Source organism: Flavobacterium pectinovorum, assembly GCF_022802975.1.
Lineage (GTDB): Bacteria > Bacteroidota > Bacteroidia > Flavobacteriales > Flavobacteriaceae > Flavobacterium > Flavobacterium pectinovorum_B.
The window spans coordinates 341581-354988 of sequence record NZ_JAFEVZ010000003.1 but is presented as its reverse complement, the minus strand read 5'-3'; the positions used below and the strand labels follow the sequence as shown (position 1 = coordinate 354988).

General features: G+C 35.2%; 10 protein-coding genes. 3 read left to right on the top strand and 7 right to left on the bottom strand.

Translation table 11 applies throughout. The features are described 5' to 3' along the window. Nucleotides 1-156: 156 nt before the first annotated feature. Nucleotides 157-816: a DUF2975 domain-containing protein gene (locus tag FLV_RS06385; protein ID WP_243232006.1), complete on the top strand. Its 660-nt coding sequence runs from the start codon at nucleotides 157-159 to the stop codon at nucleotides 814-816. A 2-nt stretch (nucleotides 817-818) separates the two neighbouring features. Then, on the top strand, nucleotides 819-1028 hold the full coding sequence (locus tag FLV_RS06380) for a helix-turn-helix domain-containing protein (RefSeq protein ID WP_243232004.1): 210 nt from the start codon (nucleotides 819-821) through the stop codon (nucleotides 1026-1028). Between the two features lie 121 nt (nucleotides 1029-1149). Here the strand turns inward: FLV_RS06380 and FLV_RS06375 are convergent, their stop codons facing one another. The 7 genes from FLV_RS06375 to FLV_RS06345 all read right to left on the bottom strand — a co-directional run bounded on the left by FLV_RS06375 (nucleotide 1150) and on the right by FLV_RS06345 (nucleotide 12439). After that, nucleotides 1150-1431, bottom strand: coding sequence for a F0F1 ATP synthase subunit epsilon (locus tag FLV_RS06375; protein WP_243232002.1), 282 nt, complete (start codon nucleotides 1429-1431; stop codon nucleotides 1150-1152). Nucleotides 1432-1512: 81 nt separating this feature from the next. Then, on the bottom strand, nucleotides 1513-3024 hold the full coding sequence (gene atpD, locus FLV_RS06370) for a F0F1 ATP synthase subunit beta (RefSeq protein ID WP_115887618.1): 1512 nt from the start codon (nucleotides 3022-3024) through the stop codon (nucleotides 1513-1515). A gap of 237 nt (nucleotides 3025-3261) precedes the next feature. After that, on the bottom strand, nucleotides 3262-4797 hold the full coding sequence (locus tag FLV_RS06365) for an SGNH/GDSL hydrolase family protein (protein WP_243232000.1): 1536 nt from the start codon (nucleotides 4795-4797) through the stop codon (nucleotides 3262-3264). 76 nt (nucleotides 4798-4873) lie between these two features. After that, nucleotides 4874-7714, bottom strand: coding sequence for a TonB-dependent receptor domain-containing protein (locus tag FLV_RS06360; protein WP_243231998.1), 2841 nt, complete (start codon nucleotides 7712-7714; stop codon nucleotides 4874-4876). Between the two features lie 299 nt (nucleotides 7715-8013). Then, nucleotides 8014-9861, bottom strand: a complete 1848-nt coding sequence (glmS, locus tag FLV_RS06355; RefSeq protein ID WP_243231996.1) for a glutamine--fructose-6-phosphate transaminase (isomerizing) — start codon at nucleotides 9859-9861, stop codon at nucleotides 8014-8016. Between the two features lie 10 nt (nucleotides 9862-9871). Beyond that, entirely contained in the window at nucleotides 9872-11611 is a 1740-nt protein-coding gene (locus FLV_RS06350) for a DUF4270 domain-containing protein (RefSeq protein ID WP_243231994.1), read from the bottom strand. 21 nt (nucleotides 11612-11632) lie between these two features. Then, nucleotides 11633-12439 (bottom strand): glycogen/starch synthase, encoded by an 807-nt coding sequence (locus tag FLV_RS06345; protein ID WP_243231992.1) that lies wholly within the window; start codon nucleotides 12437-12439, stop codon nucleotides 11633-11635. A gap of 78 nt (nucleotides 12440-12517) precedes the next feature. On the opposite strand from FLV_RS06345, the gene panC reads away from it, so the two are divergent. Continuing rightward, the gene (gene panC, locus FLV_RS06340; protein WP_243231990.1) at nucleotides 12518-13396 is read left to right on the top strand and encodes a pantoate--beta-alanine ligase; all 879 of its coding nucleotides are present in this window, start codon (nucleotides 12518-12520) and stop codon (nucleotides 13394-13396) included. The last annotated feature ends 12 nt before the right edge of the window (nucleotides 13397-13408 follow it).

The following is a 13408-nucleotide window of genomic DNA, read 5'->3' as shown; positions in this document are numbered from 1 at the left end:
AATTCCAGATTATTAACCGTTCTTTATATTATGTCGAGATTAAGTTTTCGCCTCTGTCAGCTTGTTCTCCTGGTTACCCTTTGCTTTGAATTTATACCAGATGGCACTTTCAGAAATTTTAATTCCTCTACGCATCATTCGAAAGGGTATCCGGTAATGGCTCAAATTCAATTGAATATTCCGGATACTTTAATTAGTTATAAAGGTAAGCTTAATAAAGGAATAGTTCTGAAATCAAAAAATAAGGAAGCAAATGAACTTTTTAATGATGTTAAAAAAGATACGGGATATGTAAAAACCTATCAGATAAACAGTTTTGAGATTTATAATGATACGGATTTTGGGATTAAAAAAGAAACGATTAATCCGGTAGTTAAAGATTATAACGCTGAAGTTAAGCTTACTCTTAATCCTCAGGATTATTTTTTTAAATCAGTTTTGATATTGAAAAATTATTTGTCGTTAATTTTAATATTGTTTGTTACCTTTCAGTTTATGCGTTTGTTTAAACAACTAAGAGATGATTTTGCGTTTAACGACTTATTGAATCAAAGAATTAAAAATATTGGTTATTCATTAATAGCGTATCAACTTGTTAATCTTATGGCAAGTGTGATTACAATGAAATATGTATCCGGTATTATTTATAACCACCACATACCATCGATTGAGGGTTCAAAATTTAATTTTATGAATCTTACTACTATTCCTGAATATAATCTTGAAGTGCTTTTTTTGGGGTTGTGTTGTCTTGTTTTGGCCAAATTACTAAATTACGGCTATGATCTTCAGAATGAAAATGACTTAACAATATAATTATGCCAATCATTGTAAATCTAGATGTAATGCTTGCCAAGAGAAAAATGCGTTCAAATGAACTGGCAGAACGAATTGGTATTACGACTGCCAACCTTTCTATTTTAAAAACAGGAAAAGCAAAGGCAATTCGGTTTTCGACTTTAGAGTTGATTTGTGAGATACTAGAATGTCAGCCTGGAGATATTATGGAGTTTGTAAAGGATGAATAATTGTTTTACTGATTCAAAATGAGAGGTTTTGGATAAGTTTATTGTAATGCATTGCAGGAATTTTTAAGATATAAAAAAAGCCAAACATTTGTTTGGCTTTTTTACTTATTCTGAAATTGTCTTAGTCTGCTAAAACAATTATTTTATTATCTTTCATTTCGATAGTACCTGACACAATATTTAAAGTATAAGTCTGGTCATTTACTTTCGTGAATTTACCTGCTACTTCTTTAGGAAAATTGAAACTTGAAGCTACAATTTTAATAGTTCCTTTTTCTAAAATAGAAACAATAGGAGCGTGGTGATTCAATATTTGAAAGCTTCCGTCAACTCCAGGCAATGTAACCGAAGTTACTTCTCCTGAAAATAATTTTGCTTCTGGTGATACTATTTCTAAAGTCATCTTTTTTGAGTTAGAAGTTATTTGTTAAAAGTTAGAAGCAAAAAATATTTTACTTCTAATTTCTAACGTTTAACTTTATTTTTATGCTTCAGCTAACATTTTCTCTCCTGCTTCGATCGCATCCTGAATAGAACCTTTCAAGTTGAAAGCAGCTTCCGGAAGGTGATCTAATTCACCGTCGATAATCATGTTGAAACCTTTGATAGTATCTTTAATATCTACTAAAACTCCCGGGATACCTGTAAATTGCTCTGCTACGTGGAATGGCTGAGACAAGAAACGTTGTACACGACGTGCTCTTGATACAGAAAGTTTATCTTCTTCAGATAACTCTTCCATACCTAAGATCGCGATGATATCCTGAAGTTGTTTGTATTTTTGAAGAATTTCTTTTACTCTTTGTGCACAGTCATAGTGCTCATTTCCTAAAATTTGAGGAGTTAAAATTCTTGAAGTAGAATCTAACGGGTCAACCGCTGGATAAATACCTAACTCAGCAATTTTACGAGACAATACAGTTGTTGCATCTAAGTGAGCGAAAGTTGTAGCCGGCGCCGGGTCAGTTAAGTCATCCGCAGGAACGTAAACCGCCTGTACAGATGTAATAGAACCTTTGTTTGTAGAGGTAATACGCTCTTGCATTGCACCCATCTCGGTTGCCAATGTTGGCTGGTAACCTACTGCAGAAGGCATACGTCCTAAAAGTGCTGATACCTCAGAACCTGCTTGTGTAAAACGGAAGATATTGTCAACGAAGAACAATACATCTTTACCTTGGTCAGATCCAGCTCCATCACGGAAATACTCAGCGATAGATAATCCTGAAAGTGCCACACGTGCACGAGCTCCAGGTGGCTCATTCATTTGTCCGAAAACGAAAGTAGCTTTAGACTCTCTCATTCCTGGCATATCTACTTTAGATAAATCCCATCCTCCATTTTCCATAGAGTGCATGAAATCATCACCGTATTTTATAATTCCTGACTCTAACATCTCACGAAGTAAGTCATTTCCTTCACGTGTTCTTTCACCTACTCCTGCGAATACTGAAAGTCCACCGTGACCTTTTGCGATATTGTTGATCAACTCCTGAATTAATACTGTTTTACCAACACCGGCACCACCAAACAATCCAATTTTACCTCCTTTTGCATAAGGCTCGATCAAATCGATTACTTTGATACCTGTAAATAAAACTTCAGATGAAGTTGATAAATCTTCAAATTTAGGAGCTTGTCTGTGAATTGGCAGACCGTTTTCTCCAGTTTTAGGCAATTCACCTAAACCATCGATGGCATCTCCAACAACATTAAATAAACGTCCATATACATCTGGACCGATTGGCATTTGGATTGGATTACCTGTTCCAACTACTTCATATCCTCTAGACAAACCGTCTGTAGAGTCCATAGAGATTGTACGAACAGTGTTTTCTCCAATGTGAGATTGTACTTCTAGAACTAATAAAGTTCCGTCTTTTTTAGTGACTTCTAGTGAATCATAAATTTTTGGAAGTTCAACATCCTTACCGTTGAAAACTACATCAACTACTGGTCCAATGATTTGAGCAACTTTTCCTATTACTTTTGACATTACTTATGTGTTTATTAAATAGCTATTTAGGTTTATCGAAAATACCTCTTTTTTCAGAGCGCAAAGATAATTTTTTAAAATATAAAATCAATATTTTTTTTGTAAAAAATACTTAGTTTTTTGTTATACTCTCAAAAGAGGATGTTCAAATATTTAAAACAGTAATTTTTAGTGATGTGAAAAAAGCCGCTTCATTTTAAAAATGAGCGGCTTTCTTATTAAAAAAAATTGGCTTTATTATAGTGTTTTAGGGTATAGGATTTGATAATTCCCTAAGTTAACTGGTTTTATGTTAGAGCTGTATTTTAAGTTTATCGCCTCAATAAATTTATTAGCAATTAAGGCGTATCCTCTTGGTGATGGGTGAACTCCGTCTAGAGAAAACATTCCTCCGGTTACAAATGTTGATGTCAGAGTGTAATTGTCGGAAACGATTCCTTCTCTTTTTCCTAATTGCTCCATTATTGATTTAGCATCAACTATTGCTAAATTGTTAGTCTCTGCTGCTGTTTTAATTGTTAAATTGTAAGCAGTAGTAGCGACTTCAATCTCAGCGACTTCACTAGGTAGTAAAACATATCGATCCGGTAAAGGGAAAGTGATTCCTAATTGTCCTAAAGTAGGAGTAGGTGAGGCAATTCCATCATTTGCTACTGTTGGAGTTTTTCCGATTCTGGCAGAAGCACTTAAACAAATTAAGTCTGTTGGTAAAGTTTGTCTTGCTTTTCCGAAAACCTGACCTAAGACTGTAGCAGTTGTTGCATCTACTCCTCCGCCCATTAAGACAGCTTTTAAGCTTGCTGACAAATCAGTTAAGTTTTCATCTACCATCAACATTGGATTATTTCCGGTTGTTGATAAGAGTTTTATTCTGTCACCCTGACCTAAAAAAACTAATGCGTTATGAAGAGGGGTGTATAATTGAGCATTAAGCGTATTTACCAGATTATTGCCTCCTATAGTTAAATTTTCCTGGGTTAGCTGGTTGTATTTGATTACATAAAAGTAGGGTAGTGTTGTTATGACAGGTAAATTGGCGACAACACCTTTTCTGCCTCCGGTGGTAAGCTGAGTGATTAATGTTTTGTACGCAGTATCAAAGGTTGCTGCTGGTGTCAGGGGATTTACAGTTGGATCTCCTCCGGCGGTTGCATAGCCTAACTCGTCATTTCCGCCTATCCACAAAGAAAAGAAAGTAGGGTTTTGACTTAATGCATCGGCCAAAACGGTTGTAGTTGCGCTTGAAGCAAAACGAGCAAAATATGGATTTGCTGTTCCTGTTGCTACACCTGCAGGATTACCGTAGCCGGGTGCTAGCAAATGAAAGCTTTTTGCTCCGGGTACTCCTAAGTTTGTGAACGTTCCGGATAGGTGTGTTGTAACTTCGGTTGTTGGCGTGCCTTCTACAGAGACAGGAGTACTTGTGACAGTGTTGAAATATAAACGTGGTCCGCTGATTACATTTCCTCCTAATAACAATCCGCCGATATTATCATTTGTAAAAGGAGTTGTAAAAGTGCCTCCTCCTACTGTAGTAAATTGTTGCGCAAGAATATTTGGATATGCTCCTTCCTGACCTTTAATAAAAAGGGCATTGTCGCTAAAACCGGCTGCAAAGGAATCTCCCAGTGCTACGTATTTTGAGAAATCAGCTGTTCCGGGAGTTAATGGCAATCCGTCAGATGAGTTATTGTCTTTTAGGGTATCGTCATCGCTGTTGCAGGCTGCAAAGGTTAAGGAAACCAATAGCAGCCATTTGAAATTTTTTATCATAATTCTTATATTTTAAATTATTGCCTGCTAAAAATTGTCAGCAGGTAAATAATGTGTTGATTTTGTAAATTTTAAATTATGGGTTAATGGTCCAGGAAGCAAAGTATTGTTGTCCGATTAATCCTGCTCCAATAACCTGTGTATATTCTTTTCCTCCAATATTTGATGCACCTAATTTGAAAGTAGATTTTAATTTTGGCATGGCATAATTAATTTGTGCATCAATTACTGTTGCAGATTCAATTGTTCCGTCTGCAAAAGTCGATTGCCACTCATATTCGCTATTCCATCTTGCGCTGACATTGAAACCGAAATTTTTGAATAATTTTTCGTTTCCGATAGAAGCTTTAAATCTATGTTTTGGGGTATTAAAACCTGCTTCAAAGCTAGGGTCTTTTGATTGGTCAAAATCAAATTGGGCATAGTTATAGTTTAATCCTAATTCAAAATCTGCGATTATTTTTTTTGAGAGCCCTGCTCCAAATCCTAATGAATGAATTTCTACATTTGAATTTGTGTATATCTGATATGCTCTGTATTCTCCATTTTGAAGGGCTCGTATTGATTGAGCTCCTAAATCAGTAACAGGAACATTGGGTACTGGTAAGTTTGGATTATCCTGAGCTGTTCCATAATATGTTGAAACTACATTAAGGTTGCCAATAAAATCGTTATAAATGTTATAGTACCCATTAAGATCTATTGAAATATCTTCATAAACCGAACGGTATCCTAATTCAAAAGCTTTTACCTGTTCCGGTTTTACAAAATTAGCTCTTGTCTTCTTTAATAATTCAGCTGCAGCATTTGGATTGGTTCCTGCTAATGCGCTAAAAGCTTCAACTGAACTTGCAAGATAGGAGTTGTTATAAGCATCAACTCCTGTCATGTTTTTTGTTGTATTTCCTCCACTGTAACTTTGGCCTTCTGCGCTTAGGGTAAAAGTCTCGCTAAATCTTGTTAGGTTGTCTGGGGCTGAACCGATTAATACGGCTCTACCAATATTAAAACCTATGTATTGATCCTGTGTGGTAGGATTTCTGAAACCGGTTTGAAAAGATGCTCTGAAGTTGTGGTTTTTCTTTTCGCCACCTGAATATACAAGAGATAATCTTGGAGAGTAGTTTCCGTCAAAGTTTTTGGATTTATCATAACGAATAGAACCTGTGAATTTTAATCTGTCGTCAAGGAATCTTTTTGTTAACTGCGTATAAACACCATATTCGTTATAGTTAATTGGTCCGTCTGCATCTGTGTAAATTCTTCCGTGAGAATTTAATTCGTATAATCTATAAGATCCACCTACCTGAATTTCGGCAAATTTGATAAGATCTTTAAAATTATAATTTGCATCAGAATGGTAAATTTTGGAGTTGTCTACCAGTTTAGATCCTGAAAGAACACTTTCGTCATTGATTACCTGATTGAAGGCATTTTGAAATTCTGGTGTTCCAGGCAGAAAACGTCCGGTGTCGGCTGTTGTTCTTGCTGCAGCATGAGCCTGTTGCGGAGTCATACCGCCTAAAGTTCCCTGTATGTATGCGCCTGCATATTGTCCAAACCAGGTGTTGTCATCTTTCCATTTTCTGTTTACATTGATTCCTGTAAAAACCATGTCGTAAGAATGTCCGCCATCTTCTGTAGTCATGTATCCTCTTAAGAAAAAGTTCTTTCCTTTAAATTCCAGTTTATGCTGCTGCATAAAAAAATCATTCAGGTAATATCTGTTGGCTCCCTGATAAACAGCGTTTCCAAAGCCAAATTTACTTTGCCAGATAATTTCCAGCCTTTCATCTCCGAATGGTCTTCCATGTAAAGAAAAGTCAATTTTAGTGTTTCCTGCTTTATTATTTGTGAGGTCAATTTCATTATATCCTGTTCTGCTTACATTACTATTTGGAAGTAAGTTAACTGCTCCTGCAGGTATTCTTCCTAGTGCCACTAATCTTTCGCCTACACCTTTAATGTTTGTAGTCGCTTCGTCTCCGTAGACATTTATACCGTCATAGTTTGGGTTTGTTCTGTCGATTCCGGCAATTGTTTTGTCATTGTAATCAGTTGCATACCAATCTGTAGCTTCCATATATGTGAAGTTTGCTTTAGCAGCAAAATATTTATTGAAAGCATGTGCAAAGCGTATTCCTAAATCGTAATAATTATTCGTTCCGGCGGCATCTTGTGAAGTTGTTCCGTATTTAAAGTAAGTCGAAACTCCCTGGCTGGTAAATGGGCTTTTGCTGTTCATGAATAAAATTCCGTTAAAAGCATTAGCTCCGTATAGTGCAGATGAAGCTCCTGGAAGTAATTCAACGCTCTGAACATCAATTTCGGATACTCCAATCATATTTCCTAAAACGAAATTTAATAAAGGAGATGAATTGTCCATTCCGTCAACTAATTGGAGGAAACGAGTATTGGCTACGGTTGCAAACCCCCTTGTGTTAATTGATTTAAAAGACATACTGCTGGTATTCATTTGTACCTCTTTTAAATTTTCTAAACCATCGTAAAATGATGGTGAAGCCGTTTTTTTAATATCCTTAATTCCCATTCTTTCAATAGTTACCGGCGATTCTAATACACGTTCCGGTGTACGGGATGCCGAAACCACTATTTCGTCAAGCTTGGTTTCTTCTTCTTTTAAAATTACACTAACATTTTGATTTGCTGATGTAATGTTGATTGTTTTAGTTTCGAATCCTACAGCTGATACTTTAATTGTAAAAGGTGGTTTTGAAGTAGTACTCAATTTAAAAGTGCCATCAAAGTCTGTAGATGCTCCACTTGAACTTCCAACTACATTAATGTTGGCTCCGGGAATTGATTGTTTGTTGTTGTCTGTAACAGTGCCGGTAACTGTGCTCTGTGAAAAGGATAGTCCGCTGATAAACAACATAATTAGTAAATAGGCTCTCATTGGTTAGTTTTTTTGTTAGTTCGTATAGCCAAAATACAAATAATTTTAATATTAATAAAAAAACGTTAAAAAAAATTAATATTTATCATAAATAAGTCTGTTATTTTGAGTATTTGGTATGTGTATTTATTGGATTTAAATCAAGAAATAAAAGCTTAAAACCGTAATTAGTATGCATACATAATAATTTTAAGAAAAAAATTGCATTTATCTTAAAAATTCAATTAAGAATAAAAAAGTTTGTAAATAAAAAAAGCGGGATATAAATCCCGCTTTAAATAATGTGTATGTTTTAAAAATTACTCTACAGTAACTGACTTTGCAAGGTTACGTGGCTGATCGACATTACAGCCTCTCATAACCGCAATGTGATAGGATAAAAGTTGTAATGGAATGGTAGTAATTAATGGTGATAATGCATCTGATGTTTCAGGAATTTCGATTACATAATCGGCCAATTCTCTTACCTGAGTGTCACCTTTAGTAACTACTGCTATGATTTTACCGCTTCTGGATTTTATCTCCTGAATGTTGCTTACAATTTTATCATAATGACCTTGTTTAGGAGCAATAACAATAACTGGCATTTGTTCGTCAATTAAGGCAATTGGTCCATGTTTCATTTCGGCAGCAGGGTATCCTTCTGCATGAATATAGGATATTTCTTTAAGTTTAAGAGCGCCTTCAAGAGCTACAGGGAAATTATAACCACGCCCTAAGTATAAACAGTTTGGAGCATCTTTAAAAGCTGCGGCAATTTCTTTAGCTCTTTCGTTTGTTTCTAATGCTTCTGCTACTTTTTCAGGGATTATTTCCAGTTCTTGTAAAAAGGTATGGAAGTCTGTGTTTGTTAAGGTTCCTTTAGCTTTTCCTAATCTTAAAGCGATCATGGTTAAAACAGTAATCTGAGTGGTGAATGCTTTTGTTGAAGCTACTCCAATTTCGGGTCCTGCGTGTGTGTAAGCACCAGCGTGACTTTCTCTGGAAATGGATGATCCAACAACGTTACATACGCCAAACACAAATGCGCCGTTTTCTTTTGCTAATTTAATAGCGGCCATGGTATCAGCAGTTTCTCCAGATTGAGAAATAGCGATAACAACATCATTTTTATTGATGATTGGATTTCGGTATCTAAATTCAGAGGCGTATTCTACTTCAACAGGAATGCGGGTAAATTCTTCAAAGATATATTCGGCCACTAAACCTGCGTGCCATGAAGTTCCGCAGGCAACAATTAGAATTCTGTTGGCATTCAGGAATTTTTCAATATTATCTTCAACACCGGCCATCTGAACTATTCCTTCATTTGCATGAAGTCTTCCTCTGTAGGTGTCTTTGATAACGCTTGGCTGCTCATAAATCTCTTTTAGCATGAAATGATCGTAGCCTCCTTTTTCGATTTGCTCCAGATTCATCTGAAGTTCCTGAATGTAAGGGTCAACTAACGAGTCGTCTTTTATTTTTCTTACTTTAAGAGGTTTGTGCAATCTGATATTTGCCATTTCCCCATCTTCCAGGTAAATAGCGTTTGATGTGTATTCAATAAAAGGAGAAGCATCAGAGGCAATGAAAAATTCATTTTCTCCAACTCCAATGGCTAATGGGCTTCCTAATCTTGCCGCTACAATTTCATCAGGATTTTTTTTGTCAAAAACCGCAATGGCGTATGCACCTATTACCTGATTTAAAGCAATTTGAACAGCTTTTCCAAGTTTAATGTTTTCTTTTTTCTGTACCTCTTCAATCAGATTAACTAAAACTTCAGTATCTGTATCCGATGTGAAACTGTAACCTCTCTTGATTAATTCTTCTTTAAGTGGGGCGTAGTTTTCAATAATTCCATTATGGATAATGACTAATTCCCCTGAATTTGAAAGGTGTGGATGGGAATTGACATCGTTAGGGACTCCATGAGTTGCCCAGCGTGTGTGACCAATTCCGATAGATCCGTTTGTTGTGAAATCAGCTTTTGCTTTTTCTTCAAGATCCGAAACTTTCCCTTTTGTTTTACAAACTTTGATGTTCTCCTGATCGTATAACATTACGCCGGCACTATCGTATCCTCTGTATTCAAGACGCTTCAATCCTTTTATAACAATAGGATAGGCCTCTCTGTGTCCTATATATCCAACAATTCCACACATATATTATCTTTTAATTTGGTTTCGTGTAGTAGATTTTAAGTTTAACTCTTTTGTCATAATTTGAATTACCTTGAGGAATATTCCCCCCAAATAGCACCGTGCCTAAAGGACTCATTATTGATGCTGCCGGAACTTCTGTGATTAAACTTTTATAATTGATTTTGGTTTTGTCTAATTTGTTTGATATGATGGTGTTAATGTCTTCGGTAACTACTAAACCTAATTTAACGTTTTTAACATCAGCATTTTTGATGAGATTTCGAATATGATTTGTGATTCTTATTTTGTAAGTAGTACCTCTTTTGCTTGTTGCATCTATATTAATCATACCATTGAAAACAGCTTTGCTTTTTTTAGCATCACCATTAAGAGCTGTAGTACGATCAGCGGTGTAATCAGTAAGTACCATGTTGTTGTCTAAGTCATACAGATAGATTCTGTCAGGTTCGGGCGCACCGGCCATTTTTTGAGAATCAATTGTAAATACTAAATTAGCTTCATTAGCCAGCCATTTTTTAAAGGTAACATTGTTTCTTATTTCGTCTAATTCATCCGATACACTGTTTGGTTTGGTTATCCATTCTCCTTTATCATTGTAGCTTCCCAAGTCGGTTTCATCAAAAAGTTTGATTACCGCCATAGACCCCTGGCCTCCTTTTAAATATAATTTTTCGTCTGGTGTGTCATCATCCTCTGCAGTGCCGTTTGTGTAATCGGTAGTGCCTTCTTCTAAAAGACTAACAGTGTTTAAGGGATTAGTTGAGGGCCCGGTTAAATTTATAACCAATGTTTTTGAATCAACGGTTGTTGCTTCTGCTGTAGCTTTAGATTTATAAAAAATGGTTATTTTTCCGCCATTAAAATTCATCATAGCCATTCTTGTGTATTCGCTTTTAGCAGACTTTTCTACTTTAAAATACAATCCTTTAAAATAGTTTTTAAATACTTCGTCACTTGCTAATTTGCTTGCAGGAGCATCAAATATTTTGGCTTTAAAAAAGTCTTTATTTAAATGCAGACGCATTTCAGGCTTGATTCTTTTAATAACTTGAGCAGTTGTTGTTGTCGCCGGGGTTGTTTCCTTTATTTCTTTTGGGCTAAAAATGAATTCGTCGTTTTCAGAAGTGTCATTTTCAATAGTTGTCGGATTTCCAGCATCGTCTTTTACTATTTTGGTAGTTTGATCATTTAGCCTTGTTCCAAATACGTTAGGGTTGGTAGTTGCCTGTGTTTCGAAAAGACTATTTCCGTCTGTGTTATAGAACCTGCTAATATCATAATTGTTAGCATTATAATTGTTTAGTAAAATACCCGATTCGTAAACACTTAATTTTATTTTTCCCTCTTCAGGGCCATAAATAGAGTTCAATTCATAAGTTGTTACTCCTTTTTCATTAATAGATTTAGCAGTACTAAAATAAGGGATGTTTAAAGTCACACTGTCAATAGCCACTTCTACTCCCAATGTAGGAGCATAGGATTCTAAGGTAACCTGAGTGTTGAAATTTGCGGTTGTAGTACCAAAAACAGGGTTGTTGTATATACCTAACGCATTAACCGGTAAATTATTTGAGACAACAGGAGTTACTTTTTGATTGTAAGTTGTAACAGTATAGTCTTCTGCTTCCAGATCAAAATGATTGTCTCCAATTAAATCATCACCAATGGCATTGAACTCTTTATCACAGGAATAAAAAACAGCAACTGTTGCTATTAAAAGAATTTTCTTAAAAAAAGAAGTATTATACATATTTAATAATAATGTTAAAATTTAAAGCCCCATACTTTTGTAGAAATTTGTGTACGCTTCTGCGAATGCATCTTTCGTGGCGAAAGGTAAAAAAGGTTTTCCTGAAGATTCTATAAATTTTGTTAAACTTGGCGATACATTTTCTGATGCAATTATTACAGCGTCTGAGTGTAAAATGCTTGCTTTTAGAATGTTTTCGTAGTTTGGGGTTTCTAAATCAGCAATATTTTCGTGCGGGACACCATCAAATTTTACTTTGTTGATCATTTCTAAATCCAGATTTTCATCAAAAGATTGTCCGTAAACTGAGGTTACAATTTTAGTTTCAGAAAATAAAGCTTCATTTTTATAATAATGTTTCATGTAAATTGGCAGCATAGCAGCAAGCCATCCATGAACATGAATGATATCCGGAACCCAGTTTAGTTTTTTTACGGTTTCAACAACGCCTTTTGCAAAAAAGATAGCTCTTTCGTCATTGTCAGGGTATAAAACACCTTCCTCATCAGCAAAAGTTGCTTTTCTTTTAAAATATTCATCGTTATCAATAAAGTAGACCTGAATTCGTTCTTTCGGAATAGATGCTACTTTGATAATCAGGGGCATATCTAAGTCATTCACTACCAAATTCATCCCTGAAAGTCTGATTACTTCGTGTAATTGGTGTCTTCTTTCGTTAATGTTTCCATATCTTGGCATGAAAATTCTTATCTGACCACCCTGGTCATTGATCATTTTCGGCACGTCATAAGACATTAATGAAACCTCATTTTCAGCCAAATAAGGCACGACTTCAGATGATACATATAATATCCTCTTATCTTTCATAATAGTATTTTACTTAATTTTTGGTAATAAAAACGTTGCAAAATTACAAAAATTTATGCAGTTTATAACTAATATATTATGTTTGCACTAAATTTTAATAATACCGCCATGCATATTTTCTACGGTAAAGCTGCCCTGAAAGGATATTTAAAAACTATCAAAACTACAAATTCAACGATAGGTTTTGTGCCAACTATGGGTGCTTTACATCAGGGACATTTAGCATTAATGCAACGTTCGCTTAAAGAAAATGATGATACTGTAGTGAGTATTTTTGTAAATCCTACACAATTTAATAATCCTGAAGATCTCGAAAAATATCCTCGTACACTTGAAGAAGATGTGAAAAAAATGAGGGGTTTAAGCGATAAAATAATTTTGTATGCTCCTTCTGTAGATGATATTTATGAGGGAAATACAAGCTCGCAATCATTTGATTTTGACGGATTGGAAAACCAAATGGAAGGAAAGTTCAGACCCGGGCATTTTAACGGTGTCGGAACAATAGTAAAACGTTTGTTTGAAGTTGTAGAGCCAACGAATGCTTATTTTGGTGAGAAAGATTTTCAGCAATTGCAGATTGTAAAAAAACTGGCCGAAAAGAATAACTTACCGGTTCATGTGGTAGGCTGTCCTATTTTTAGAGAAGAAAACCAATTGGCTATGAGTTCCAGAAATGAACGATTAACTGCTGAGGAACGAAAAGAAGCTGCGATTATTTATAAAACCTTAACCGAAGCAAAAGAAGTTTTCAAGACAAAAAGTCCTCAGGAAACTATTGAATTTGTGGAAAATTCTTTTAAAGAGAATGAAAGATTTGACCTCGAATATTTTGTAATTGCTGACGAATCGACATTATTACCCATAGACCATAAAATTAATGATAAAAAATACCGTGCATTTATAGCGGTATTTGTTAATTCTATAAGGCTGATTGATACCATTTCATTAAATTAATTTACCTTTGCA

Bases quoted from the DNA above. Each gene is read 5' to 3' on its own strand.
- atpD (WP_115887618.1), bottom strand. From the start codon at position 3,024: ATGTCAAAAGTAATAGGAAAAGTTGCTCAAATCATTGGACCAGTAGTT.
- FLV_RS06350 (WP_243231994.1), bottom strand. From the start codon at position 11,611: ATGTATAATACTTCTTTTTTTAAGAAAATTCTTTTAATAGCAACAGTT.
- FLV_RS06345 (WP_243231992.1), bottom strand. From the start codon at position 12,439: ATGAAAGATAAGAGGATATTATATGTATCATCTGAAGTCGTGCCTTAT.
- FLV_RS06360 (WP_243231998.1), bottom strand. From the start codon at position 7,714: ATGAGAGCCTATTTACTAATTATGTTGTTTATCAGCGGACTATCCTTT.
- glmS (WP_243231996.1), bottom strand. From the start codon at position 9,861: ATGTGTGGAATTGTTGGATATATAGGACACAGAGAGGCCTATCCTATT.
- FLV_RS06375 (WP_243232002.1), bottom strand. From the start codon at position 1,431: ATGACTTTAGAAATAGTATCACCAGAAGCAAAATTATTTTCAGGAGAA.
- panC (WP_243231990.1), top strand. From the start codon at position 12,518: ATGTTTGCACTAAATTTTAATAATACCGCCATGCATATTTTCTACGGT.
- FLV_RS06380 (WP_243232004.1), top strand. From the start codon at position 819: ATGCCAATCATTGTAAATCTAGATGTAATGCTTGCCAAGAGAAAAATG.
- FLV_RS06385 (WP_243232006.1), top strand. From the start codon at position 157: ATGGCTCAAATTCAATTGAATATTCCGGATACTTTAATTAGTTATAAA.
- FLV_RS06365 (WP_243232000.1), bottom strand. From the start codon at position 4,797: ATGATAAAAAATTTCAAATGGCTGCTATTGGTTTCCTTAACCTTTGCA.